Annotated in this window: 25 protein-coding genes; 19 read left to right on the forward strand and 6 right to left on the reverse strand. The window is 52.3% G+C overall.

What is annotated here, in order from left to right; translation table 11 throughout:
* Positions 1–172 precede the first annotated feature (172 nt).
* Entirely contained in the window at positions 173–1,753 is a 1,581-nt protein-coding gene (locus tag LG201_RS10725; protein ID WP_226772202.1) for a GGDEF domain-containing protein, read from the forward strand.
* Positions 1,754–1,821: 68 nt separating this feature from the next.
* On the opposite strand, the gene argH is transcribed toward LG201_RS10725, so the two are convergent.
* Positions 1,822–3,228, reverse strand: coding sequence for an argininosuccinate lyase (argH, locus tag LG201_RS10730; protein WP_226772203.1), 1,407 nt, complete (start codon positions 3,226–3,228; stop codon positions 1,822–1,824).
* Positions 3,229–3,271: 43 nt separating this feature from the next.
* Here argH and LG201_RS10735 point away from each other — a divergent pair, with 43 nt between their 5' ends.
* From LG201_RS10735 to LG201_RS10760, 6 genes are all read left to right on the forward strand, one after another.
* Positions 3,272–4,294 carry a sensor histidine kinase gene (locus tag LG201_RS10735; RefSeq protein WP_226772204.1) on the forward strand — a complete coding sequence of 341 codons (1,023 nt, stop codon included), beginning with the start codon at positions 3,272–3,274 and terminating at the stop codon, positions 4,292–4,294.
* On the forward strand, positions 4,291–5,037 hold the full coding sequence (locus tag LG201_RS10740; RefSeq protein ID WP_226772205.1) for a LytR/AlgR family response regulator transcription factor: 747 nt from the start codon (positions 4,291–4,293) through the stop codon (positions 5,035–5,037). Before LG201_RS10735 ends, LG201_RS10740 begins: the two co-directional genes overlap by 4 nt.
* A 69-nt stretch (positions 5,038–5,106) precedes the next feature.
* The gene (gene hemC / locus LG201_RS10745) at positions 5,107–6,042 is read left to right on the forward strand and encodes a hydroxymethylbilane synthase (RefSeq protein ID WP_226772206.1); all 936 of its coding nucleotides are present in this window, start codon (positions 5,107–5,109) and stop codon (positions 6,040–6,042) included.
* On the forward strand, positions 6,035–6,802 hold the full coding sequence (locus tag LG201_RS10750) for a uroporphyrinogen-III synthase (RefSeq protein ID WP_226772207.1): 768 nt from the start codon (positions 6,035–6,037) through the stop codon (positions 6,800–6,802). Before hemC ends, LG201_RS10750 begins: the two co-directional genes overlap by 8 nt.
* Positions 6,799–7,908 (forward strand): uroporphyrinogen-III C-methyltransferase, encoded by a 1,110-nt coding sequence (locus LG201_RS10755; RefSeq protein WP_226772208.1) that lies wholly within the window; start codon positions 6,799–6,801, stop codon positions 7,906–7,908. The genes LG201_RS10750 and LG201_RS10755 overlap by 4 nt, the downstream gene beginning before the upstream one ends.
* Complete coding sequence (locus tag LG201_RS10760) at positions 7,908–9,089, forward strand: heme biosynthesis HemY N-terminal domain-containing protein (protein ID WP_226772209.1); 1,182 nt, start codon at positions 7,908–7,910, stop codon at positions 9,087–9,089. Before LG201_RS10755 ends, LG201_RS10760 begins: the two co-directional genes overlap by 1 nt.
* A 21-nt stretch (positions 9,090–9,110) precedes the next feature.
* Here LG201_RS10760 and LG201_RS10765 read toward each other — a convergent pair whose 3' ends face one another.
* Positions 9,111–10,142 carry a CDP-6-deoxy-delta-3,4-glucoseen reductase gene (locus LG201_RS10765; RefSeq protein ID WP_226772210.1) on the reverse strand — a complete coding sequence of 344 codons (1,032 nt, stop codon included), beginning with the start codon at positions 10,140–10,142 and terminating at the stop codon, positions 9,111–9,113.
* A gap of 76 nt (positions 10,143–10,218) precedes the next feature.
* The gene (locus tag LG201_RS10770) at positions 10,219–10,665 is read right to left on the reverse strand and encodes an FxsA family protein (RefSeq protein WP_226772211.1); all 447 of its coding nucleotides are present in this window, start codon (positions 10,663–10,665) and stop codon (positions 10,219–10,221) included.
* Here LG201_RS10770 and cutA point away from each other — a divergent pair.
* The 9 genes from cutA (at position 10,664) to pqqA (ending at position 18,009) form a co-directional block, all read left to right on the forward strand.
* Entirely contained in the window at positions 10,664–11,011 is a 348-nt protein-coding gene (gene cutA / locus LG201_RS10775; protein WP_226772212.1) for a divalent-cation tolerance protein CutA, read from the forward strand. The genes LG201_RS10770 and cutA overlap by 2 nt on opposite strands.
* Positions 11,008–12,855: a protein-disulfide reductase DsbD gene (gene dsbD, locus LG201_RS10780; RefSeq protein ID WP_226772213.1), complete on the forward strand. Its 1,848-nt coding sequence runs from the start codon at positions 11,008–11,010 to the stop codon at positions 12,853–12,855. Before cutA ends, dsbD begins: the two co-directional genes overlap by 4 nt.
* On the forward strand, positions 12,848–13,414 hold the full coding sequence (locus LG201_RS10785) for a TlpA family protein disulfide reductase (RefSeq protein ID WP_226772214.1): 567 nt from the start codon (positions 12,848–12,850) through the stop codon (positions 13,412–13,414). Before dsbD ends, LG201_RS10785 begins: the two co-directional genes overlap by 8 nt.
* 112 nt (positions 13,415–13,526) lie before the next feature.
* On the forward strand, positions 13,527–13,985 hold the full coding sequence (aroQ, locus tag LG201_RS10790; protein ID WP_226772215.1) for a type II 3-dehydroquinate dehydratase: 459 nt from the start codon (positions 13,527–13,529) through the stop codon (positions 13,983–13,985).
* Positions 13,986–14,012: 27 nt separating this feature from the next.
* Positions 14,013–14,453 (forward strand): acetyl-CoA carboxylase biotin carboxyl carrier protein, encoded by a 441-nt coding sequence (accB, locus tag LG201_RS10795; protein ID WP_226772216.1) that lies wholly within the window; start codon positions 14,013–14,015, stop codon positions 14,451–14,453.
* An 8-nt stretch (positions 14,454–14,461) separates the two neighbouring features.
* Positions 14,462–15,811, forward strand: a complete 1,350-nt coding sequence (accC, locus tag LG201_RS10800) for an acetyl-CoA carboxylase biotin carboxylase subunit (protein WP_226772217.1) — start codon at positions 14,462–14,464, stop codon at positions 15,809–15,811.
* Positions 15,811–16,698, forward strand: coding sequence for a 50S ribosomal protein L11 methyltransferase (gene prmA / locus LG201_RS10805; protein WP_226772218.1), 888 nt, complete (start codon positions 15,811–15,813; stop codon positions 16,696–16,698). The genes accC and prmA overlap by 1 nt, the downstream gene beginning before the upstream one ends.
* Positions 16,699–16,706: 8 nt before the next feature.
* On the forward strand, positions 16,707–17,735 hold the full coding sequence (locus LG201_RS10810) for a DUF3426 domain-containing protein (protein ID WP_226772219.1): 1,029 nt from the start codon (positions 16,707–16,709) through the stop codon (positions 17,733–17,735).
* 202 nt (positions 17,736–17,937) lie between these two features.
* A complete protein-coding gene (gene pqqA, locus LG201_RS10815; protein ID WP_081774944.1) occupies positions 17,938–18,009 on the forward strand; it encodes a pyrroloquinoline quinone precursor peptide PqqA in 72 nt (23 codons plus the stop codon).
* Between the two features lie 74 nt (positions 18,010–18,083).
* Here pqqA and LG201_RS10820 read toward each other — a convergent pair whose 3' ends face one another.
* Complete coding sequence (locus tag LG201_RS10820; RefSeq protein ID WP_226772220.1) at positions 18,084–18,986, reverse strand: hydrogen peroxide-inducible genes activator; 903 nt, start codon at positions 18,984–18,986, stop codon at positions 18,084–18,086.
* 153 nt (positions 18,987–19,139) lie between these two features.
* Between LG201_RS10820 and LG201_RS10825 the strand changes: the two genes are divergently transcribed.
* Positions 19,140–20,312 carry an HPP family protein gene (locus LG201_RS10825; RefSeq protein ID WP_226772221.1) on the forward strand — a complete coding sequence of 391 codons (1,173 nt, stop codon included), beginning with the start codon at positions 19,140–19,142 and terminating at the stop codon, positions 20,310–20,312.
* Between the two features lie 10 nt (positions 20,313–20,322).
* On the opposite strand, the gene LG201_RS10830 is transcribed toward LG201_RS10825, so the two are convergent.
* The gene (locus LG201_RS10830; RefSeq protein WP_226772222.1) at positions 20,323–21,567 is read right to left on the reverse strand and encodes a mechanosensitive ion channel family protein; all 1,245 of its coding nucleotides are present in this window, start codon (positions 21,565–21,567) and stop codon (positions 20,323–20,325) included.
* Positions 21,568–22,027: 460 nt separating this feature from the next.
* Here LG201_RS10830 and LG201_RS10835 point away from each other — a divergent pair, with 460 nt between their 5' ends.
* Together LG201_RS10835 and LG201_RS10840 are read left to right on the forward strand one after the other, a co-directional pair.
* Complete coding sequence (locus LG201_RS10835) at positions 22,028–22,174, forward strand: DUF3096 domain-containing protein (protein ID WP_226772223.1); 147 nt, start codon at positions 22,028–22,030, stop codon at positions 22,172–22,174.
* 212 nt (positions 22,175–22,386) lie between these two features.
* Positions 22,387–22,659 carry an HU family DNA-binding protein gene (locus LG201_RS10840; protein ID WP_226772224.1) on the forward strand — a complete coding sequence of 91 codons (273 nt, stop codon included), beginning with the start codon at positions 22,387–22,389 and terminating at the stop codon, positions 22,657–22,659.
* A 66-nt stretch (positions 22,660–22,725) separates the two neighbouring features.
* Here the strand turns inward: LG201_RS10840 and LG201_RS10845 are convergent, their stop codons facing one another.
* Entirely contained in the window at positions 22,726–23,163 is a 438-nt protein-coding gene (locus LG201_RS10845; protein WP_226772225.1) for a GNAT family N-acetyltransferase, read from the reverse strand.
* Between the last annotated feature and the right edge of the window lie 12 nt (positions 23,164–23,175).

Genomic DNA, 23,175 nt, shown 5'->3' on the forward strand with positions numbered 1-23,175 from the left:
AGCCGATGATCATGAATTTTTCATGCTGTTTCAATTTGTAGGACAATCTCTGTATTACAATGCAGCCTCCTGAGAAACGTTGTACATTATCAACATCAGCGTCCGTCAGACAGCAGCACCCTAGGGCAATCGAGGGCTGACAGAAACCCATACAATAAAATTCGGGTCAGATATGGATCATCATAATAAATCCGTTGAAACTGCACGACAAACGCTGATTCAGCTCGCAAAGAGCCGAATAGAACCTACCCCTGAAAACTACCGCAAGGTATACAACGCAATCAATGGCAGCACTCAGGCCATCGCAGATGAATCCTTATCTGTCAGCAAGCTCCTGGGCAAAGTGTTACATGAGATTGATGCGCAGCACCCGCATCACGAGACTGTACGCTCCATCATCTTCCAGATTGAAGAACAGAACTGGCCTGAACTCGAAGGCGTATTACGCCGGCTATTCTCCAACATGGTCTTGCCTGAAGTGGCCCAGGCCAGTGCCTACCATTTGGAACTGAGCGGCAATGGGGACTTGATCCAGCTATGGCGTGACATGCTGGTCAAAACACTGGACTTGGTTGTCATTCCCCAGCTCAAAAGCATTCCCGAGGTTGAGTCACGCACACGTGAACTGCTTTCAGAGGCCAAACTGGCAGAAACACGCCATGACATCCTGAAGCTGGAAGAAGCCCTCAAATCCATCTTGTTTACCCTGGAAATGCAGCTGGATAGTCAAAGCCAGCTGCAATTACACTTGCTGCAACTGTTACGCTTGCTCCTCGTCAGCATGGAAGCCCTGCTGCTGGAAGACAAGTGGCTACAAGGCCCCACGGCAGCCATCCGCGAGATTCTATCCAGCCCCTTGAATATCGACTCCCTGATCAAGGCCGAATGTACCCTGAAAGACCTGATCTTCATGCAGGGGCAACTCAAGCCTGGCTTGGTCGAGGCCAAGAAAACATTGAAAAAGATGGCCTCAATCTTCGTCACCCAGCTATCTGAACTCACTGAAGCCACCGGGGAGTATCAAACCAAGCTTGAAGGCTATCAGGAAGAAATCAGCCATAGCGATGAAATCAAAGACCTGAACCAGATACTGAGCCAGCTACTGGAAGATACGCGCATTATCAGCGTCGTCACCCAACGCTCGCGTGAAGAGATACTGGATGCACAGAATAAAGTACGTGAATCAGAGAAACAGATTTACGAATTGACACTACAACTCGACCACATCAACGAAATCGCACATGAAGATTACCTGACCGGGACACTCAACCGTCGCGGCATGGATGAAGCACTGATCCGCGAGTTTAGCCGTGCGGATCGTTTTGGCATGCCCTTGAGCATCGCCATGATGGATATTGATCATTTCAAGCAGATCAACGACAACATGGGCCACGCCACAGGTGACCAGGCCCTGGCGCACTTGGCAGCGGTGATCAAGGAGTCATTGCGTACCACCGATGTGATTGCCCGTTATGGTGGCGAAGAGTTCATTATCCTATTGCCAGGCACCTCGGAAAAAGACGCGATCAGCGTGATTACGCGGGCACAGCGTGAACTCACGCGCAATTTTTTCATGCACGATCGTAATCGAGTACTGATCACGTTCAGTGCAGGCGTTGCTGAACGGATGTCGGGAGAAGATGCTGATACCGTGATCGGCCGTACCGACAAGGCACTGTACCAGGCAAAAAACAGTGGCCGGAATCGCGTGATCGGTGCCACCAGCCTGGCAACGCCACCAGCTCAGCAATAGCAGCTATCCCCTTAAAAAAACAAAAGCCCGCAAGTGTCTACTTGCGGGCTTTTTAACAGCTACACCATTCAAGCAAGACGCTGTCTGGCCCTGGCGATCGCCTGGCTCACCTGCGCAGGTGCTGTACCACCACGGTGGTTCCGGCTAGCGAGCGAACCCTCAAGGGTAAGGACACCGTAGACATCCTCTGCAATCAGCGGACTGAACGTCTGTAATTCTGCCAAGGGCAAATCGGAGAGATCGCATCCCTTTTCCACTGCATGCCGTACCGCCAGGGCGACCACTTCGTGGGCATCGCGGAAAGGCGTACCCTTCTTCACCAGATAGTCGGCCAGGTCAGTAGCTGTGGCAAATCCTTCCGCTGCAGCCAGGCGCATGGCTGGCTTGTTGACACGAATCCCTCGCAGCATGTCTGCATAGATTTCCAGCGTCACCAATATCGTATCCGCCGTATCAAACAGCGGTTCTTTATCTTCCTGGTTATCCTTGTTGTATGCCAGCGGCTGGCTTTTCATCAGGGTCAGCAAGGCGACCAGATGGCCATTTACGCGCCCGGTCTTGCCACGCACCAGTTCAGGGACGTCAGGATTCTTCTTCTGCGGCATGATGGAAGAACCGGTACAGAAACGATCTGCAATATCGATAAAACCAAACCGTGGGCTGGACCACAGAATCAACTCTTCAGAAAAACGTGAAAGATGCGTCATCACCAAGGCTGCCGCTGCGGTAAATTCAATGGCAAAATCGCGATCAGAGACCGCATCCAGCGAGTTCTCACATAGAGCCTCAAATCCCAGCTCACGTGCTACACGCTCCCGGTCAATCGGATAACTAGTGCCAGCCAAGGCTGCAGCTCCCAATGGCAATCGATTGATACGCTTGCGGGCATCGGCAAAACGCTCGGCATCACGCTGCAGCATCTCAAAATAAGCCAGCAGGTGGTGACCAAAGGTAACAGGTTGCGCAACCTGTAAATGGGTAAAGCCGGGCATCACTGTATCCACATGCTCTTCTGCCAGATCCACGATAGATAACTGCAGTTTGCGCAGAAGCGTGATGATCTCATCTGTCGTTGCGCGCAGCCACAAGCGGATATCCGTCGCTACCTGGTCATTCCGAGAGCGCCCTGTGTGCAAGCGCTTACCTGCATCACCAATCTTGTCAGTAAGGCGTTTCTCGATATTCAGGTGCACATCCTCAAGATCCAGCAGCCACTCAAACTGACCATCCCGTATCTCTTGCAGAATGTCTGCCAGTCCTTGTTCAATGCGGGCCACATCTTCGTGGCTGATAATGCCTTGTGCGCCCAGCATGCGTGCATGCGCAAGCGAACCCTGTATATCAAATTCGGCAAGACGCTGGTCAAAACTGACCGATGCCGTATATTTCTTGACCAATTCAGCTACAGGCTCGTTAAAACGACCAGACCAGGTTTTAGATGGGTTTTCTTTCAAAATCGTCGACTTCTCTGTCATGATGTTGCGTGATGAAATCACGGGGAATGATATTGCGCTAAATATGGCTATTATAAAGCAAAATGCCACCTATTCCGCTAAGTTGCCCGACCTGCGCAACCTGGGCATTTGCCTGCGTATCCTGATCCTGGTGAACCTGTTAGGCCTGTTTGCCTGCCTGGTGGCCAGCAAAAACCTGACCGATATGGCAGCAGCCTTCACCCGGCTTTCAGCCTTCCTGCAACCTGTATTATTGGTGAGTTTGCTGGCGCTCTATGGCCTCAGCCCTTGGTTACGGCAATTGACTTATCCTGTCAGTGCGGGCCTCATTGTTGGCACCACCTTACTATTCAGCACCCTGGCTCACCTGCTGGCGCAATATCTGCTTGGCCCGGAGAGCATCAATAGCCTGCCACGCACCTGGCTGATCACCCTATTGATCACGCTGGCAGTGCTCGGCTATCTCAACCTGCGCCAACGCGCGCTCTCCCCTGCGGTGACGGAAGCCCGGTTACAGGCGCTACAGGCGCGCATCCGACCTCATTTTCTCTTCAACAGTATCAATGCGGTGCTTTCGATTATCCGCAGTGAACCGAAGCAGGCAGAAACTGCCCTCATGGATATGGCGGACTTATTCCGGGTATTGATGGCAGACAACCGTGAACTGGTGTCTTTGGCACAAGAGCTGGCATTGAGTCGCCAGTATCTAGCGCTGGAGAAACTGCGGCTGGATGACAGACTGCGCGTCGACTGGCAGATAGACACCATGCCACCAGATGCGCTGATTCCCCCATTGGTGTTACAGCCCTTGCTGGAGAACGCGGTATATCATGGTATTGAGCCCATGCCGCAGGGTGGCGCTATTACCGTACGCATTTATAGCACGCGCCATCAACTCCATATCGTACTGAACAACCCGTTTCTGCCACCTGGCCATCACCATCAGGGCAACCGCATGGCATTGAACAATATACGCGAACGTCTGCAATTACATTTTGACGCTGAAGCCAGACTGGATACCAGCTCAACGAAAAATCACTATGAAGTCCACATTGCGGTGCCTTACCGTGGAGGGCAAGGTAAATGAATGAAACGGCCTTGACCGTACTGATTGCCGATGATGAAACACCGGCGCGGAATCGGCTGCGTGAGCTGCTCTCCGATATCCCGCACATACAAATGGTTGGTGAAGCGAAGAATGGCAAGGAAGTACTGGATCTGGCACAACAACTTCAGCCACAGGTCTTGCTGCTGGATATACGCATGCCGGAAATGGACGGCATAGAAGCGGCACAGCATGCACAAAAACTGCAAACACCCCCTGCCATTATTTTCACCACCGCTTTTGACGGATATGCCGTCCAGGCCTTTGAGATGAGCGCCGTGGATTACCTGCTCAAACCCATCCGGCAGGAGCGCCTGGCCGCGGCCCTCAGCAAGGCCCGCGCACTGCTCCCCGCTCAATTGGCTGCGCTAAAACCCCTGCAACACAGACGCTCACACTTCAGTATAAATGAGCGTGGCCGTGTACTTCTGGTGCCGGTCAGTGATGTGATCTACCTACGTGCAGAGCTCAAATACATTACGGTCAGGACCCGGGAACGGGAATACCTGATTGAAGATTCCCTAGTCTCGCTTGAGCATGAGCTGAGCGACACTTTCCTGCGCCTGCATCGGAATTGCCTGGTGGCGCAGGACAGCATCGCAGGCTATGAAAAACGCGAGAGCAATGGCGAGCCTGGGTGGCACGCCGTGCTTCGAGATATCCCGGAAACCATTGCAGTCAGCCGTCGCCAGTATCACGTCCTGCGCGAGCTTTCGTCGCGCTAGCCAACCCGGCTGCTATGTTAGAATTAGCACCTTCATGATTCCCTTTTAGCTGCCCTGCCTGATATTTTTATGACTCCACCGACCAAACTGGTTATCGCCTCTCGCGAAAGCGCACTTGCCATGTGGCAAGCCAAGCATATTCAAAGCCGCCTGCAAGCCCTTTACCCAGAAGCCATCATTGAGATTCTGGGCATGACGACAACGGGTGACCAGATTCTGGATTCTCCGTTGGCACTGATAGGCGGCAAGGGGCTGTTTGTCAAAGAACTGGAGCAGGCACTTGCTGATGGGCGTGCCGATCTTGCCGTGCATTCCATGAAGGATGTGCCCATGCATTTGCCGGATGGTTTTGCACTTGCCGCCATAGGCGAACGTGAAGACCCACGGGATGCATTTGTATCCAATGACTACGCCAGCCTGGAGGATCTGCCTGCTGGCAGTATCGTCGGCACTTCCAGCCTGCGTCGCCAGAGCCAGTTGCAGGCCAGGTTTCCGCATATCAAGATTGAGTCCCTGCGCGGCAACCTGCAGACACGCTTGCGCAAACTGGATGAAGGGCAATATGCCGCCATCATCCTCGCCGCAGCAGGGCTCAAGCGCCTGGGCCTGGAACAGCGTATTCGCCAAGCCATAGACACCACACAGAGCATCCCCGCCGTTGGTCAGGGCGCCTTGGGTATAGAGATCAATGCAGCCCGCCAGGACCTGCTCGCCGTACTGGCGCCCTTGAACCATCCACAAACGGCTGCCTGCGTGGAAGCCGAACGCGGTATGAGTCGTGCATTGGCAGGCAGTTGCCAGGTACCGCTGGGGGCTTATGCAGAACAGCATGGCAACACCCTGACCATGACAGGTTTTGTCGCCAGCATAGACGGCCTCGAGCTACTGCACGAGCAAGCAGAGGGCCCGGTGGCAGCACCAGAAGCCCTGGGGCAGGCACTGGCACAGAAACTCATCGCTCGCGGTGCAGATCGTATCCTGGCTGCATTGGCAGCAGATGCCTGAGTTGCAAGACCGCCATATCGCCATCACCAGGCCACAAGGTCAGGCGAGTCGGCTAACAGCATTGATAGAAGCGACTGGCGGCCATGCCATCTCTTTTCCTCTGATTGCGATTGCACCACTGGCGGATTACAGCCATTTCGAGCAACAACTTGAGCGGCTGCCGCAACAGGACTGGGCCATATTTATCAGCTCCAACGCCGTGCAAAATGCCATGCCAAGGATCAAAGCCAGGTATCACTCACTGCCAGCTGGCTTGCGTTTTGCCGCAATTGGCCCGGTTACAGCGCAGGAATTGCAGCAATATGGGGTATCAGACGTCCTTCAGCCGAGGCAGCGTTTCGACAGCGAAGCCTTGCTGGCATTGCCGGAAATGCAGGATGTCGCAGGACACCATATCTGGATTGTCCGAGGGGTAGGTGGCCGTGAACTGATGGCCGATACCCTGCGCGAGCGCGGGGCCCAGATCACGTTTGCTGAATGCTATCGCCGCATCAACCCACAAACCGATGCAGGCATTTTGTCCGCTCTGTGGCAAAATGGGGGCTTGGATACTGTCGTTGTCACCAGCAGTGAAGCCATGCGCCATCTGCTGGACATGACGAACAACGGCCAGGATCAATGGATACAAGACGTCACCATCTGCGTCAATCACGCCAGAATCGCCGAGTTACCAGAGGCACAAGGCCTGAGGGTCTTGGTGGCCGAGGCACCAGGAGACGATGCCATGCTGCAATGCTTAAGTAAAGTTAGCCCAATATGACTGAACAAAACACTCCAGAATCCAATACTGCCAGCAGCCCCGCTGCTGCAACACCCCTGGTGACAGTAACGAGAAAACCGTCGTTTTTCGCCGTGATCGCATTTATCCTGGTGTTGCTTGCACTCGGCATCTTGGCATGGCAGTGGCTCAATACGCGCCATCGTTTTATCGAGCTGGAACAATCGCTGACCCAGCGGCTGGAGCAGTTCAACAACAATAACCAGCAAAGTCTGGCGCTGGCCAAGAATGCTGATGAACGCAGCACAGAGTCCAATGTACGCATCATCAAGCTTGAACAACAACTGGCAGAATCACGTGACCAGCAAGAGTCCCTGCAAACCTTGTATCTGGAACTGGTCAACAATCATGATGAGCGCGTGATTGCCGAAGTGGAGCAGCTACTCGCGATTGCCAACCAGCAACTGCAACTGGCCGCCAACATCAAGCCCGCATTGCTGGCGTTACAAACCGCCGATTCCCGTCTGCAGCATATGGACTCCCCTCTGGCGATACAACTGCGCAAGGCGATTGCCAAGGATATCCAGCGCCTGCAAGAGCTACCATTGATTGATGTGATCGGCATGAGTCTCAAACTGGAGAATCTGACTGAAAGTATTGATAAGCTGCCGCTGGTGAGTGACCGCCACCCCAAACCAATGTTGCCGGAAGCCCTGCTGGATGATGAAAACCAGCTACGCAAACTGGCACGCGAAGTGTGGGAAGACCTCAAGCAGATGATCCGGCTTGAGCGGGTTGACCGCGCTGAGCCGCCATTACTGGCGCCTGACCAGACATTCTTCCTGCGCGAGAATATCAAGCTGCATTTGCTGACCGCCCGCATCGCTCTGTTGCAGCATGATGAGAACACTTATCGCGCCGACCTGGATGCCACTGATCAATGGATCAAGGGACACTTCGACCTGCGGGAAAATGCGACCAAAACCGCACTGACTACGCTCAAGCAGTTGTCTGCGAGCAATATCGTGATTCAGGTACCTGATATCAGCGAGACGCTGGGACTGGTCAGCAAATACAAACTGACACTGGAGCGCTCCAACAATTCTGAGCGCACTTCAGATCGCATCAATGCCGAGCGGGGCCAATAGTGCGTTTACTCATCTGGATCCTGTTTATTCTGTCGCTGGCCATCGGGGTATCACTGCTGGCTGGCAGCAATGAAGGCTACGTCCTCATCGTCAGACCGCCCTACCGGCTTGAGCTTTCACTGAACCTGTTGTTAATCCTGGTCATATTGGCATTTGCTTCCATGCACCTGCTGCTGCGCTTTATCAACTATGCACGCGACTTGCCGGCCAATGTACGTGCTTACAAAGAGAATAAGCGCATACGTCAGGGCCATGCTGCATTATTGGAATCCCTGCATGCCATCGGCGAAGGCCGTTACCAGGCTGCCCAGAAAGCGGCCTCCAAGGCACTGGATCTGGGAGAAGATGCCAGCCTGACCGCACTGATTGCCGCACGTGCCTCACATAAACTGAAGCAAAAGGGCCAGCGCGACTATTACCTTGCCGAAGCAGAAAGACTGGCACCGGATGCCGCGGTGGCGCGCCTATTACTCAATGCAGAACTGCTACTGGATGACAGGCAATATAGCCAGGCGCTGAGCATCCTGCACAAGATAGAAAAAATAGAATCCAAATTTGTCCCGGCTCTGCGTCTGGAATTAAAAGTCCAGCTACGGCTGAACAATTGGGAGCAAGTGCTACTGATCCTGCAGCAACTGGAAAAGCGCGATGGCATGGAATCCTGGCAAGCGCGCGAGATCCGTCATCAAGCCCATCAGCACCTGATTGAACGTAATGCAAATGACCTCAATGGCTTGATGGCCTACTGGAAGAAAATCCCCGATGAAGATCGCCTGACTTCGCGTATTGCCGCCATGGCCGCAGAAGCATTCATCGCCCTGAATGCAGGCAACCAGGCAGCAGAAGTACTGGAAATGAGCCTCACCAAACGCTGGGACAGCACACTTGCCGGCCTGCTCGGTGACTGTGCGACTACCAACCCTCACAAGCAATTGCAACAGGCTGAACACTGGCTAATGCGTCATGAAGGAGATGCCAAGCTGCTGCTGGCACTGGGCAAGATGTGTGTACGCCTTAGTCTCTGGGGCAAGGCCCAAAGCTACCTTGAAGCCAGTATCAGCGTTGAACCGCATGCCAATGCGCATTTAACGCTGGCGCGCCTGCTGGAAAGCCGTGGAGAAACAGAAGCTGCCAACCGCCAATACCGCCTGAGCGTACAATTCTGCCAGGAAGGCAAATAGCACCGGCTTCATCGCTGATGTTTAGGATGTGCCAGCTTTGGCAACAGGGTTGGAGAAGGTAAAGGCATCCGAGAAAAATTCATGCGCAGGCAGGCCATGCGCTTGAAAATCCTGATGGGCAGTTTCCACCATTTGCGGCGCACCACAGCAATACACCTGATAATCACTGAGATCAGCGTGATCTTCCAGCACCGCATGGTGTACCAGACCCGTCCTGCCTTGCCAGTCATCTTCAGGTGCCGGGTCTGAAAGCACCGGGATATATTCGAACAGAGGATGTTCTGCCTGCCATTTCAGTGGCAGCTCATGCATGTAAATATCCTGTTTGGAACGTGCTCCCCAATACAGGATCATCTTGCGCTGTACCCCATGATGCAGGGCATGCTCAATAATCCCTTTGACCGGAGCAAAACCGGTGCCCCCAGCCACAAAGATCACGGGGCTATCACTTTCCTCACGCAAATAGAATGTGCCGAACGGCCCTTCCAGTCGCAGGATGGTTTTTTCCTGCATTTCACTGAAAACATAGTGGGTGAATTGCCCACCAGGCACCAGCCTCATATGTAGCTCAAGGAATCGGTCGTGATAAGGTGCGTTGGCCAGAGAGAAGGCTCGACGCCTACCGTCCTTCAACAGGAACTCAATATACTGTCCCGCCATAAACTGCATGCGTTCGTTGCTAGGCAACTTCAGTGTCATGCCCATGACGTCATGTGAGAGTTTTTCCAGCTTTTCCACCCGAACCGGCATGATGCGCGGTGGTATGCCCTCACCCGCCACTTCCCTGCACTCAATCACCAGGTTGGATAAGGGCTGCGCGGAGCAAAACAAGGCTTTACCGGTTTTCTTCTCGTCTTCGCTCAAGGCACTTTCAAAATAATCCCCATAGTTCACCTCTCCCGCCAGCACCTGACCCTTACAGGCGCCACAGGTACCATTGCGGCAGCCATACGGCAGGTTAATACCGGCATCAATGGCGGCATCCAGCACTGTATCGCCATTTTCCACCGTCAGTACACGGTCACTGGGTTTGATGATGACTTGATAAGACATGCAGTATTTCCTAATGCAAACAGGCACTCACACGAAGGGCGCTAGTCTAGCATAGCGCTGGCACGGCCCTGTCAGCTTACTCTTCGCGACGATATTCACCCTCGATCACTTCACCACTGTGGCTGGCCGTCCCTCTCTCGGTATCCTGCTGACGTGTTTCACGTGAAACGAAGTCAGGCTCATTGGCAGCATCCGCGGGTTCTTTGGCACCGGCAGGAATCAATAGCAGAATGACGGCAATCGCATCACTGATCACGCCTGGCAGAATCAACAATATCCCTGCAATCAGGTTCTTGGCACTGCCGAACAAGGCTTTGATCGGGGTACCTCCAGACTGGATGGTTTGCGCCATGCGACCTAACATCAGCAACTTCTCATCCTGTATCAAGCGCCATCCCAGCACCCCGACCACCAGCAGATAAGCCAGCACCAGCCAGCCATAACGCGCAGCCAGCTCAATCAACACCCATATCTCAGCAATAGGGAAAGCGAGTAAAATCAACAAAAGGAACAGAAAACGCATGAAACCTCAATCTCCATCATCAGAAACCACTGACACTATTCTGGTACTGACCAATCTGCCAGACCAGAACAGTGCTGAAAAAATTGCAGAGCACCTGATCGCCAATCAACTCGCTGCCTGCGTCAACCTGCTGGCACCCTGCACTTCTATTTATCATTGGCAGGGGAAAATCGAACGGGCCGAGGAAATCCCACTGCTGATCAAAACTACTCTCCAGAACTACCCTGCCATTGAAGAGGCCATTCAGGCACTACATCCTTACGAACTTCCAGAAATCATCCATGTCCCAATCACAGGTGGATTACCCGCCTATCTCACATGGCTACACCAGGAAACCAAAGCGTGATCTCGGCATTACACCGTTTTTTTCTCCTCTCACTACTGATACTGACCGGGCTTTCCCCCGCCATGGCATTGGCTCAGCCAGGCACAAGTCAGCTCAGTGACTTTATCAATAAAGGGCGCAGTGTCTTTGTTGACAGCAATGAGGATAATATTCTGCCACCAGAGCAAGCTTTCAAGCTCTCGGTCGAATTTATTGCTGCGGACACCCTGCAGGCAGATTTCCAGATTGCGCCTGGCCACTACTTATACAAAGACAAAATCAAGTTCACGATTGAATCCGATCACCATCAGTTTGGCTCAATCACACTACCCTCAGGTGACTGGAAAGAGGATCCAACCTTCGGCAAAACCGAGGTGTTCCATCACGACTTTGCGGCCTTAATCAAGCTCGCACTCGCCAGCCCGAATGATGACAAGACCCACAACATCATCAAGATCAGCGCCACTTACCAGGGCTGTAGCGAAAAAGGCCTGTGCTATCCACCGATCAACAAAACGTTTGAACTTGACGCTGCACATCCGACCACCAGCATCCTCATAGGTTCGCCAGCAGAACAGGATGAATCCACCAAGCTGCTTGCCAGTGGCAACATGTGGTTGATCATTCTAGGATTCTTCGGGTTTGGCCTGCTACTCTCCTTAACCCCCTGCGTGTTACCCATGATTCCCATTCTGTCCGCCATCATCGTCGGCAGTAAACATACTGGTCGGCTGCATAGCTTCAATCTGTCCCTGGCTTATACATTGGGCATGGCACTCAGCTATACAGCGGCTGGCGTGGCGGCTGGCCTTTCCGGACAACTGTTGAGTGCTGCCTTGCAGAATGCCTGGGTACTTGGCGCCAGTGCTTTGGTTTTTATCCTCCTCGCACTTTCCATGTTCGGCTTTTACGAAATCCGGTTACCCGCCAGCCTGGAAACTCGCATGATGCAGACCAGCCAACGTTTTAAGGGTGGGCACTTACTCGGTGTGTTTGCCATGGGGGTGCTGGGTGCGTTGATCGTGAGCCCATGTGTGGCAGCTCCGCTGGCTGGCGCATTGGTTTATATCGGCCAGACACAAGATATTGTGCTGGGCGGCACAGCCTTGTTTGCACTCTCAATCGGCATGGGAGTGCCATTATTGCTGATCGGTGCTTCCGCCGGTGCTATTCTGCCCAAGGCCGGACCGTGGATGAGCGCAGTCAGGCAACTATTTGGTGTGATCATGCTGGCAGTAGCCGTATGGATTGTTTCGCCATTGATTCCCACCAGTCTGCAGCTATTAATATGGGCCGCCCTGCTGATCGTGCCAGCCATTTTTATGCGGGCACTGGATCGCCTGCCTGACACTGCAAGTGGCTGGACCAGGTTCTGGAAAGGTATTGCCATCATCATGCTGTTGCTCGGCACCACCTTGGTCATAGGCGCTGCCTCTGGTGCCAAATCAGCCTTGCACCCTTTGGAAGGCTTACGCATTGCTCCCGACAGGGTCGCTGCCCTGCCCTTCCAGCGCATCAAGGACCTGGCGGCACTGGATCACCAGTTGCAACAACACCCGGACACCCTGGTCATGCTGGATTTCTATGCCGACTGGTGTGTCGCTTGCAAGGAAATGGAGCAATTCACTTTCAGTGATCCAAAAATCCGCGCCCGCCTGGACAACATCGTTCTGTTACAGGCAGACGTTACCAAAAACGATACCGGCGACCAGGCGCTGCTCAAGCGTTTTGGCCTATATGGCCCTCCAGGCATCATTTTTTTCAATGGCAAGGGCGAGGAAATTCGCCATGCCAGAGTCATTGGCTACCAAAATGTAGGCCAATTTGAACAATCCTTAGTGAAAGTGCAGCATCGCAATGACTAAACGCCTTGATAAGAAACACTTTGTTTATCTCGCTCTCGGGCTGATGGCAGCAGGTATTTTGGTACAGAACTTTGTCACCAAACCCAGCCTGGCACCACCGGTGACTGTTTATGCCTCTACCGCCCCTTTTTTCCAGGCCAGCTTCACTGATCTGAATAATGCCCAACAATCCGCCAGCCAGTGGCAAGGCAAGATCCTGGTAGTCAATTTCTGGGCAACCTGGTGCGCCCCTTGCCGAGAGGAAATGCCTGAACTTGCAGAACTGCATGCGCAATACCAGGCTCAAGGTGTCGAGGTGCTGGGCATCTCTCTGGATAATGCAGAGAAAATGCGGGGATTCGCTGTAAAAACCCCGATGAATTACCCACTGCTAGCTGCGGATAGTGAAGGCATGGCTATTAGTGCATCATTGGGCAATGATAAAGGGGTAGTGCCATATACCGTCATCATTGGCACTGATGGTAAAATCGTGAAAAGTTATTTTGGCCGTATCAGCAAGGCGCTGCTTGAGGAAACTTTACAGCCATTGCTCGCCCAATCCCTTCCCCCAGCCAGCTAAACCTTGCCAAACGCCAATTTCGGTAAATTTCGTCAATCCGCTAGACAAAATACCCCAAATTACGGCAAACTTGCAGCCATCAAAGTTGCACTGGCTATCAAAAGCCCCCTTTATGGCTGATCATTCTTCCAAATCCGTTCTTGTCCTGCATGGCCCCAACCTGAATCTGTTGGGCCTGCGTGAACCAGAGCACTATGGCAGAACCACTTTGGAAAGCATTGATGCGACTCTGAAAACTCAGGCGCACAGCTCCGGCATCCTGCTGGAAACTTTTCAAAGCAACCATGAAGCCGAATTAATCGGGAAGATTCATGCGCTGGCAAAAAACCCGGCAGACTTCCTCATTATCAACCCCGCAGCCTTTACCCATACTTCAGTGGCACTGCGCGATGCAGTATCGGCCGTGAAGATTCCCTTTATTGAGGTCCATCTTTCGAATATCTATGCACGCGAATCCTTTCGCCACCATTCGTATTTCTCCGACATTGCTGTCGGCGTGATCAGTGGCCTGGGCGCACAAGGATATTCACTGGCGCTGGACTACGCTATCAACACTATTACCCGCGCCTAAGCGGGCAACTATCTTTAGAGGTTAAACATGGATTTACGCAAACTTAAAAAACTGATCGACCTGGTTGAGGAATCCGGTATCTCCGAGCTGGAACTGACCGAAGGCGAAGAAAAAGTACGCATCTCCCGCCATCTGGCACAGGCGCCAGTTCAATTTGCCCAGCCATATCTGGCCGCGGCACCCGTTGCCGCAGCCCCTGTTGCTGCTGCCGAGCCTGTTGTCCCAGTAATTGAAGGCCATGTTGTGAAATCACCCATGGTAGGCACGTTCTACCGTGCTCCATCACCCGATGCAAAATCCTTTGTCGATATCGGCAGCAGCGTAAACGCTGGTGATACGCTCTGCATCATTGAAGCCATGAAACTGCTCAATGAAATTGAAGCCGACAAATCTGGCGTTATCAAGGCTATCCTGGTCGAAAACGGCCAACCGGTCGAATACGGCGAACCGCTGTTCATCATAGGCTAGGGGTTTACATGTTCGATAAAGTCCTCATTGCAAACCGTGGGGAAATCGCCCTGCGTATCCAGCGTGCCTGTCGCGAACTGGGTATCAAGACTGTCGCAGTACACTCTGAAGCTGATCGTGAAGCCAAGTACGTTAAGCTTGCCGATGAATCTGTATGCATAGGCCCCGCACCTTCCGGGCTTAGCTACCTTAATATTCCTGCGGTGATCAGTGCAGCGGAAGTAACTGATGCGGAAGCAATCCACCCGGGCTATGGTTTTCTTTCAGAAAATGCCGATTTTGCCGAGCGCGTGGAACAAAGTGGCTTTGCCTTTATCGGTCCCCGTGCCGAGACCATCCGCCTGATGGGCGATAAAGTCAGTGCCAAGGACACCATGAAAGCCGCTGGTGTGCCCTGCGTGCCCGGTTCAGAAGGTGCCTTGCCTGAAGATGCAGATGAGGTGATCCGCATTGCCAAAGAAATCGGCTACCCCGTCATTATCAAGGCGGCTGGCGGCGGCGGCGGTCGCGGCATGCGGGTTGTCCATACAGAGGCTGCATTGCTCGCCTCAGTGAGTATGACCAAAGCAGAAGCACAGGCTGCTTTTGGTAATCCCGTGGTCTACATGGAAAAATTCCTGGAACAGCCACGCCACATTGAAATCCAGATACTGGCAGACCAGCACGGTAACGCGGTATATCTGGGTGAACGTGATTGCTCCATGCAACGACGTCACCAGAAGGTACTGGAAGAAGCGCCTGCGTTCGGGATCACCGAACAAATGCGTAAGAAGATAGGCACTGCCTGCGCTGAAGCCTGCATGCGCATCAATTATCGCGGTGCCGGCACTTTTGAGTTTCTCTATGAAAACGGTGAGTTCTATTTCATTGAAATGAACACCCGTGTCCAGGTAGAGCACCCAGTGACCGAAATGATCACTGGCATTGATATCGTACAGCAGCAAATCCTGATTGCAGCCAACCAGAAGCTGAGTTTCAGCCAGAAGGATATCAAGCTCTCCGGGCACTCTATCGAATGCCGCATCAATGCCGAAGATCCTTTCAACTTTGTGCCATCACCTGGTCGCATCACCACCTTCCATATGCCAGGAGGCCCTGGTATCCGCGTCGATACTCATGCTTACCAAGGTTATATGGTGCCGCCCAATTACGATTCAATGATAGGCAAACTGATTGCTTATGGTGATACGCGCCAACAGGCAATCGCCCGCATGCAGATCGCACTGTCTGAAATGGTGATTGAAGGCATCAAGACCAATGTCGCCCTGCACAAGGAATTGCTGGCAGATGCCGCATTCCACCAAGGTGGTACCAGCATTCACTACCTGGAACACAAGCTCGGTATCGCGACCAAGTAATGGGATGGATCTCACTTAAAATCGAGGCACATGATAACAATGCCGACCAGCTAAGTGATGCCTTGATGGAACTTGGTGCACTGTCTGCCATCATCGAAGATGCCAATGCAGAAACACCCGACGAACAGCCTATTTTCGGCGAACCGGGGGATCCCCCCCCCGGTATCTGGCAGCAAAACGTGGTCAGTGCACTGTTTGATGAGGATGCTGACATTGCAGGGGTGCTGGCAGAACTACGTACCGCCACTGGACTAGAAGAACTCATCTACTCCACGGAAACCATCGCCGAACAAGACTGGGTGCGTGCCACCCAATCCCAATTCGAACCCATCCGTATCCGCGACGACCTATGGATTGTGCCTTCCTGGCATGATGCCCCCAATGCAAAGGCGCTAAATATCGTACTGGATCCGGGATTGGCTTTTGGTACCGGTAGCCATCCGACCACTCACCTGTGCCTGGCCTGGCTTGCAGACACCATAAAAACCGGTGAAACAGTGCTCGATTATGGCTGCGGCTCTGGCATTCTGGCCATTGCTGCCAGCAAGCTCGGTGCAGCCCAGGTGATTGGCGTCGATATTGATGCCCAGGCTATCCAGTCCAGTGAATACAACGCTACGCAGAACCATGTCATTGCTGATTTCTTTATGGCGGACAAACTGCCTTCTGCACAGTTCGACGTCGTGGTAGCCAATATCCTGTCCAGCGCCTTGTCGGTGCTAGCCCCGGCACTGGCAAGTGCCAGCAAGTCCGGTGGCAGGATAGCGCTCTCTGGTATTTTGCGTGAGCAAACCGAGCAAGTCTCGGCTATCTATGCCGAATGGTTCGACATGAACCCACCTACTTTCATGGATAGCTGGGTGCTGCTCACCGGAATCCGGAGATAAGGCCTGATATGCGGCTAGTAACATCCTGCCCAGCGTGTGACACCCAATTCCACGTCAAGCCGGAACAACTGGCCGCACATCACGGTACCGTCCGTTGCGGACAATGCCAGCATGTATTTAATACCCAGGACAGACTCTATGAGCTACTGGAGCCACTGCCTGTACCATTGCCAGACCTAGTTAAGGAACCAAGCCTACTTGCAGAAATAGAGTCAGAAAACGCCAGCAGCGACGATAGCAACCCCGCAGCAGATACTGAAGTCCTAATTGGGCATGCGCTATCGCTGACAGACCCACTAGAGCCAGTGCCTGAAGAAAACGCTCACAATGATGCTATCCCTGAAGACCGACTCACAGCGCCTGAAGAAACCATTGCTTTAACATCCGAGCAGGCATGGCCTCATGTAGATGCCGATGCAACAGCAATGCCGTTAGCCGTTCCGCCTTCACATGCCAATGCCGAATCCACTGTGGCATCGCAAGCATCCACTCAAACTCAACCAGCCCCCATCCCGGATGCGTTTCTCAAGGGAAAGAAGCCCAGTAAAACTACCAAGCACAATCTTTCGCTATGGTTAAGCATTCCGTTATGCATATTGTTATTGCTGATGGCTGCAGGTCAGGCCGCCTATTTCTTCCGTACAGAGTTAGCCAGCCACTGGCCAGCTTCCAAACCCTTGCTGATCTCAAGCTGTGAGTTATTGGGCTGCGAAATTCCACTGTCCAAGAACCCTGAGCTTCTGGCCCTGGACGACTCAGACCTGCAAGAAGATATAGAACATCCCGAAGTTATCCAGCTTTCCACCACCTTGATCAACAACGCCGCATTTATCCAGGCTTATCCCATGCTGGAACTGACATTGACGGACGATGATGACAAACCCAAGCTGCGCCGCATTTTCAAGCCTAGTGAATATCTGCCAGATGATACCGACATTGAGGCAGGGATTCCCTCAAACGAGGAAGTCCAGATCAGACTCTCACTCTCCACCAGCGGAGAACCAGTGTCTGGCTACCGCGTTTTTGTCACCTATTAATTTTCCCCCTCATCCTGTGTGGCATAGTAAATAAGCGTTGATCCTGGCATTCTGCAGCAAAATATCTAATGAAAATCACTAGGTATAGATCATGATGCTGCGCATAGCATTCATGACGTGGTTCTATATGATGTGAGTCATGGATTGTGTAGATGGAAACACCACTACATGATTTTTCACTCAAACCTAAAGGAGACATATCATGTGGACCAAGCCAGAAGTGACTGAAATGCGTTTCGGTTTTGAAGTAACCATGTACGTTTGCAACCGTTAAGTTTTTGTACCGTACATAAAAGAACAGGGGCTAATCGCCCCTGTTTTCATTTGTCTCAATGATTTTCCAGTTTTTCAGGTCAAGGCCTGCAAACATGGCGACTGAATACTCCTGATCGCAGCCAACATACACTCTATCGCTTTTTCCCTGGTATATCCCTTGCGCCAGGCAAGTGCCATCCGCCTGGTCGGCACAGGGTCAGCAAACGGAATCACCTTAATCAATGGATTGCGGTAGCGCTCCACTGCAGCACTGCAGGGCAATACGGTAATCCCCAGATTAGAAGCCACCATATTGCGTATAGTCTCCAGCGAATTGCCCTGTAGTACTTCACCATGCCGGGAAAGCTGTGGACAGGCCAGCACCACCTGGTTACTGAAACAGTGGCCACTATTCAGCAATAGCACCTTTTCATCCGCGAGCTCTTCTGCATGGATGGACGTACGATTGGCCCACGGATGAATATCCGGTACGGCCACCACAAAGGTTTCATCATAAAGCGGCTCATAACATACACCAGGCACATCAAAAGGCAGGGCAATGATGGCAGCATCCAAGACACGGTTGCGCAATTGCGTTTCCAGGTTTGCTGTCAGGTTTTCTTCCACTTCCAGAGGCATTTCTGGGGCCATGTGGCGTAAAGCAGGAATAATCTCTGGGAGCAAATAAGGCCCTGTGGAATAAATCACTCCAAGCTTGAAAGCGCCTGCCAACTGGTTATTACCCTGGCGCGCAATATCCTTGACCCGATTGGCTTCTTCCAGTGTCCGGCTTGCCTGCAAGACTATCTGCTCTCCGATCGGCGTCATCGCTACGTCCTTGTGACTACGTTCAAAAATAATCACTCCCAGCTCTTCTTCCAGCTTTTTCACGGCCAGACTCAATGCCGGCTGGCTGACAAAGGTTTTTTCCGCAGCGCGTCGGAAATTACGCTCCTTGGCAACCGCGACAATAAATCTCAATTCACTCAGTGTCATATCGATTTTGTACCATTTGATAAATAATGCATATCGAAGTCTAGCAATTAATAATCTATAAATATAGATTATCAGGAAAATCCATATCTCTATCTGCACCAAATTGGGGCGAAAAATGTTAAATTGCCAGATTGTGATTTCAGGAACACTTGTGTGAATGCAGTCTTACACTGGCTGAAAGGCTTTACGCCACAACAAACCTCGGTCAACCATACAGAAAAGCTGCGCGCCTGCGTGGGCGCCCTGCTGGGTATATTGATGACGGGATATCTGAGTTACTGGTTACTGGGCGCTGAAAGCCTGCCATTCCTGATTGCGCCGATGGGAGCATCCGCCGTATTGCTCTATGCGGTGCCTGCCAGCCCTTTGGCTCAACCCTGGTCCATCTTCGGTGGCAACGTGTTCTCCGCGATTGCCGGCATCGCCTGCAGCCATTGGATTGCCGACCCGGCCCTGGCATGCTCATTGGCGATTGCGGGCGCGATTGGCCTGATGTTTGCCATGCGCTGCCTGCATCCCCCGGGTGGGGCGGTGGCATTAACTGCCATTCTGGGGGGGGCGGTTATACGAGAGCACAGCGCTGACTTCCTGCTACTCGTGACCGTGAATTCTCTCATTCTGCTATTGGTAGCCTTGCTCTTCAATAACGCCACGCGGCGGCGTTATCCCCACCAGCCCAATCCTGATCACAGCAATCGCGCGCACTTGACCAAGGATTTACGCCCCAGTGACCGTATCGGCTTCACCGCAGGCGATCTGGATGCTGTATTGAAGCAATACAATCAAGTGCTGGACGTCGCACGTGACGACCTGGAAACCCTGTTCCTGCAAACCGAGATGCATGCCTACCGGCGCCGGTTTGGTGAAATTACCTGCGGCGATATCATGTCACGTGATGTGGTCAGCGTTGAGTTTGGGACTTTACTGGAAGAAGCCTGGCCCTTATTGCTTAAACATCACATCAAGGCCTTACCGGTACTGGACCGCTCGCGGCGTATTATTGGCATCCTGACACGCTTTGACTTCATGCAGCATGCCAACCTGGAGGTTTACAGCGGGTTTGAGGACAAGTTGCGGCGTTTCGTACAGCGCACGCATTTAGTCGCGACAGACAAACCCGAGGTAGTAGGCCAGATCATGACCAGCCAGGTGCTCACCACCAGCATAGATACCCATATTGTTGAACTCGTTCCCCTGCTTTCGGAACATGGAATCCATCATATCCCGGTCATAGACCATGAGCGCCGACTGGCAGGCATAGTGACCCAGTCTGACCTGATTGCTGCGCTTTATCGTGGCCGGGTGACCGATACCACGGCAGAATAAGTTAACCCGCTTACAGGCCCTCGGTAGGCGTTTGTCGCAAGCTTTTAAGATCCGCGCCACTTGGATTCTGGAATACGCGCAAGCCAAACTCCGGCAATATGGCCAGCAAGTGATCGAAAATATCGGACTGGATGGCCTCATACTCCACAAAAACCGTAGTGTTGGAAAAGCACCAGATTTCCAGCGGAATGCCTTCTGCGGAAAGATTTTGCTGCCGCACCACCATGAGCATTTCCTGGTGGACGCGTGGATGATTCTTCAGGTATTGCTCAACATAGGCGCGAAAAGTACCGATATTGGTGACGCGGCGGGTATTGATCGGTTTCCTGCCTTTCTCGCCCAGCGCCCTGTTCCATTCGTCGAGTTCGTCCTGTTTTTTCTTTAGGTAATCATCCAGCAGGCTGAATTGCTGCAGGTGTCCAAGCTCTTCCGGTGTGAGGAAGTGAACACTGTTCTGGTCGATGAAGATACTGCGCTTGATTCGACGCCCGCCAGACTCGAACATCCCGCGCCAGTTCTTGAACGAGTCACTGATGAAGCGTTTGGTCGGGACGGTAGTAATGGTCTTGTCCCAGTTCTGCACCTTGACTGTATGCAGCGCAATATCAATGACAAACCCATCGGCATTGAGCTGGGGCATTTCCACCCAATCTCCCACCCGGATAATGTCATTGGATGTAATCTGCACGCTGGCCACCAGCGAAAGCAATGTGTCCTGGAATATCAGCATGAGCACCGCAGCCATCGCCCCTATCCCGGACAAGAGGATCAAGGGTGAGCGGTCAATCAGTGTTGCCACCATGAGGATAGTGGCGATGAGATAAATCACGATCTTCACTACCTGCACATAGCCTTTGATCGGGCGCATATGCGCATCAGGTCGTTGCTGCCAGATATCGTTGAACACGTTGAGTACAGAGCCAATCGCTAGGCCGATACTCAATACGATAAACGCATGCGCTACATTTTGTACCACCGTCACCAATGCCGGTGGCAAATCTGGAATCCAGGTAATCCCATAGGCAATCAACAAGGCCGGGACTATACTGGCCAAACGCGCAGCGCCTCGACGCTGCCTCACCGCATCCCCAATCACCGCGGAGCGCAATAAGCGATGCAAACCGCGTAACAGGATATGCCTGACTATCCAGTTAACAATCCATGCTCCCACTATCAACAGCAGAACACACAGCATGCTGAATACCTGCTGATGCCCCTGCAACCACCCCATCAAATCATTTAAGTCTTCTGTCATTGTTATTTCCTGCCTGTTACACCTTTGCCAATATCGCACACACACTGCCCTCCCGCAAAACCATTACCCAGGACCGATGAAGCTTATAAAGCAGCACCTGGCCGATGTATACGATGACGGGGAGTGCACTTTAGTACGCAGGATAAAGCAGAGGTTCAGAAAAATGATCTGAATGATCTGGGAGATATATGCCGAACATTTCATATGCGAAGAGGCAAAAACCGAATTGTACAAAGTTGCCCTACATGATTATCAGTTCATTTCCTATATTGATAGCTCGACAACAGGTTCAATATGATGCTTCAATCTTGAAGGAGATACATCATGAAATTCCTGATCAAAGCCGCTGTATTGAGTTATGTGGTTAAACGCATCGCGAAATCTTACACAAACAGGGCTTAAGCCTTGAGGGAGCATATGCTCCCTTTTTTTGCCCAATAAATCACTGAGGAACCACTCCATGAATCTGCATTTAAGCTTAGCCCCTCTGGTGGCACTGATTGCTGGCATCCTGATTTTGGCCATACCTCGCCTACTAAATTACATCGTTGCCATTTACCTGATCATCATTGGCATCATCGGGTTGGTAGGAACCAACTCGCTTTAACCATTTGAAAAATGTGGTCAAATTTGTCTCAAAACAGCGTCAATACGGGCTCTTATTAGAAAAATTTGCCTAGTTCTTGTTGAAAAGGGGTTTATTTGAGCGCAGGTTGTGATATTTTCTCCCCTGTTACTATTCATTCTGGTAACGAGGCGAGGTATCCGCCTTACCAAAATTGCTTGATAACCCAATAAACACAAGGACTGGACATACATATGAACAAGACAGAACTGATCGAAGAAATCGCCAAGGAAGCTGGTATTTCCAAAGCTGCTGCTGGTAAAGCTGTTGATGCATTCACTGCATCCGTTACTACAGCCCTGAAGGGTGGCGACACAGTGACACTGATCGGCTTCGGTACTTTTGGCGTTTCCGCACGTGCTGCTCGCACTGGCCGCAATCCTCAAACTGGCAATGAAATCAAGATTGCTGCTCGTAAGGCTCCTAGCTTCAAGGCTGGTAAGGCACTTAAGGATGCTTTGAACTAAGTCTGCGCAAGCATGGTTCAATCAAACGCCAGCACAACGCTGGCGTTTTTATTTGCAGTCGCCGCCCTAAACCAGGGACTTCTCGAAGCAGCGACTGACAGGATTCCCGACGTAATGCCCAAACGGGGCAATCTCGCTATACCCCATCCTTAGATAAAGCGCGATCGCCGCAGGTTGTAAATTGCCTGTTTCCACCAGCATGCGGGTCAGTCCCCTTGCAACAGCCTGTTCCTCTATCAACACTAACAGATGGCGGGCAATGCCGCGCGCTCTGGCACTAGGGATGACATATAGACGCTTGATTTCGGCCTCAGTTGAAGAGTAGATATGCAGCGCAACGCAACCCAACGGGGTTGCATCGAGGGCAGCTACCAACATACACGGTGTCTTCAATGGAGACGCTGGCGGCATGTCAGGATAAATTTGCAACAGCTCCTGATCCAACGCCACGATCAACTGCTGCACCCAGGGATCACTAACCTCCCGCTGGTCAACAGTGAGCATGGCAATGTCCTG

It is taken from the genome of Methylobacillus gramineus (assembly GCF_020532675.1).
Classification (GTDB): Bacteria; Pseudomonadota; Gammaproteobacteria; order Burkholderiales; family Methylophilaceae; genus Methylobacillus; species Methylobacillus gramineus.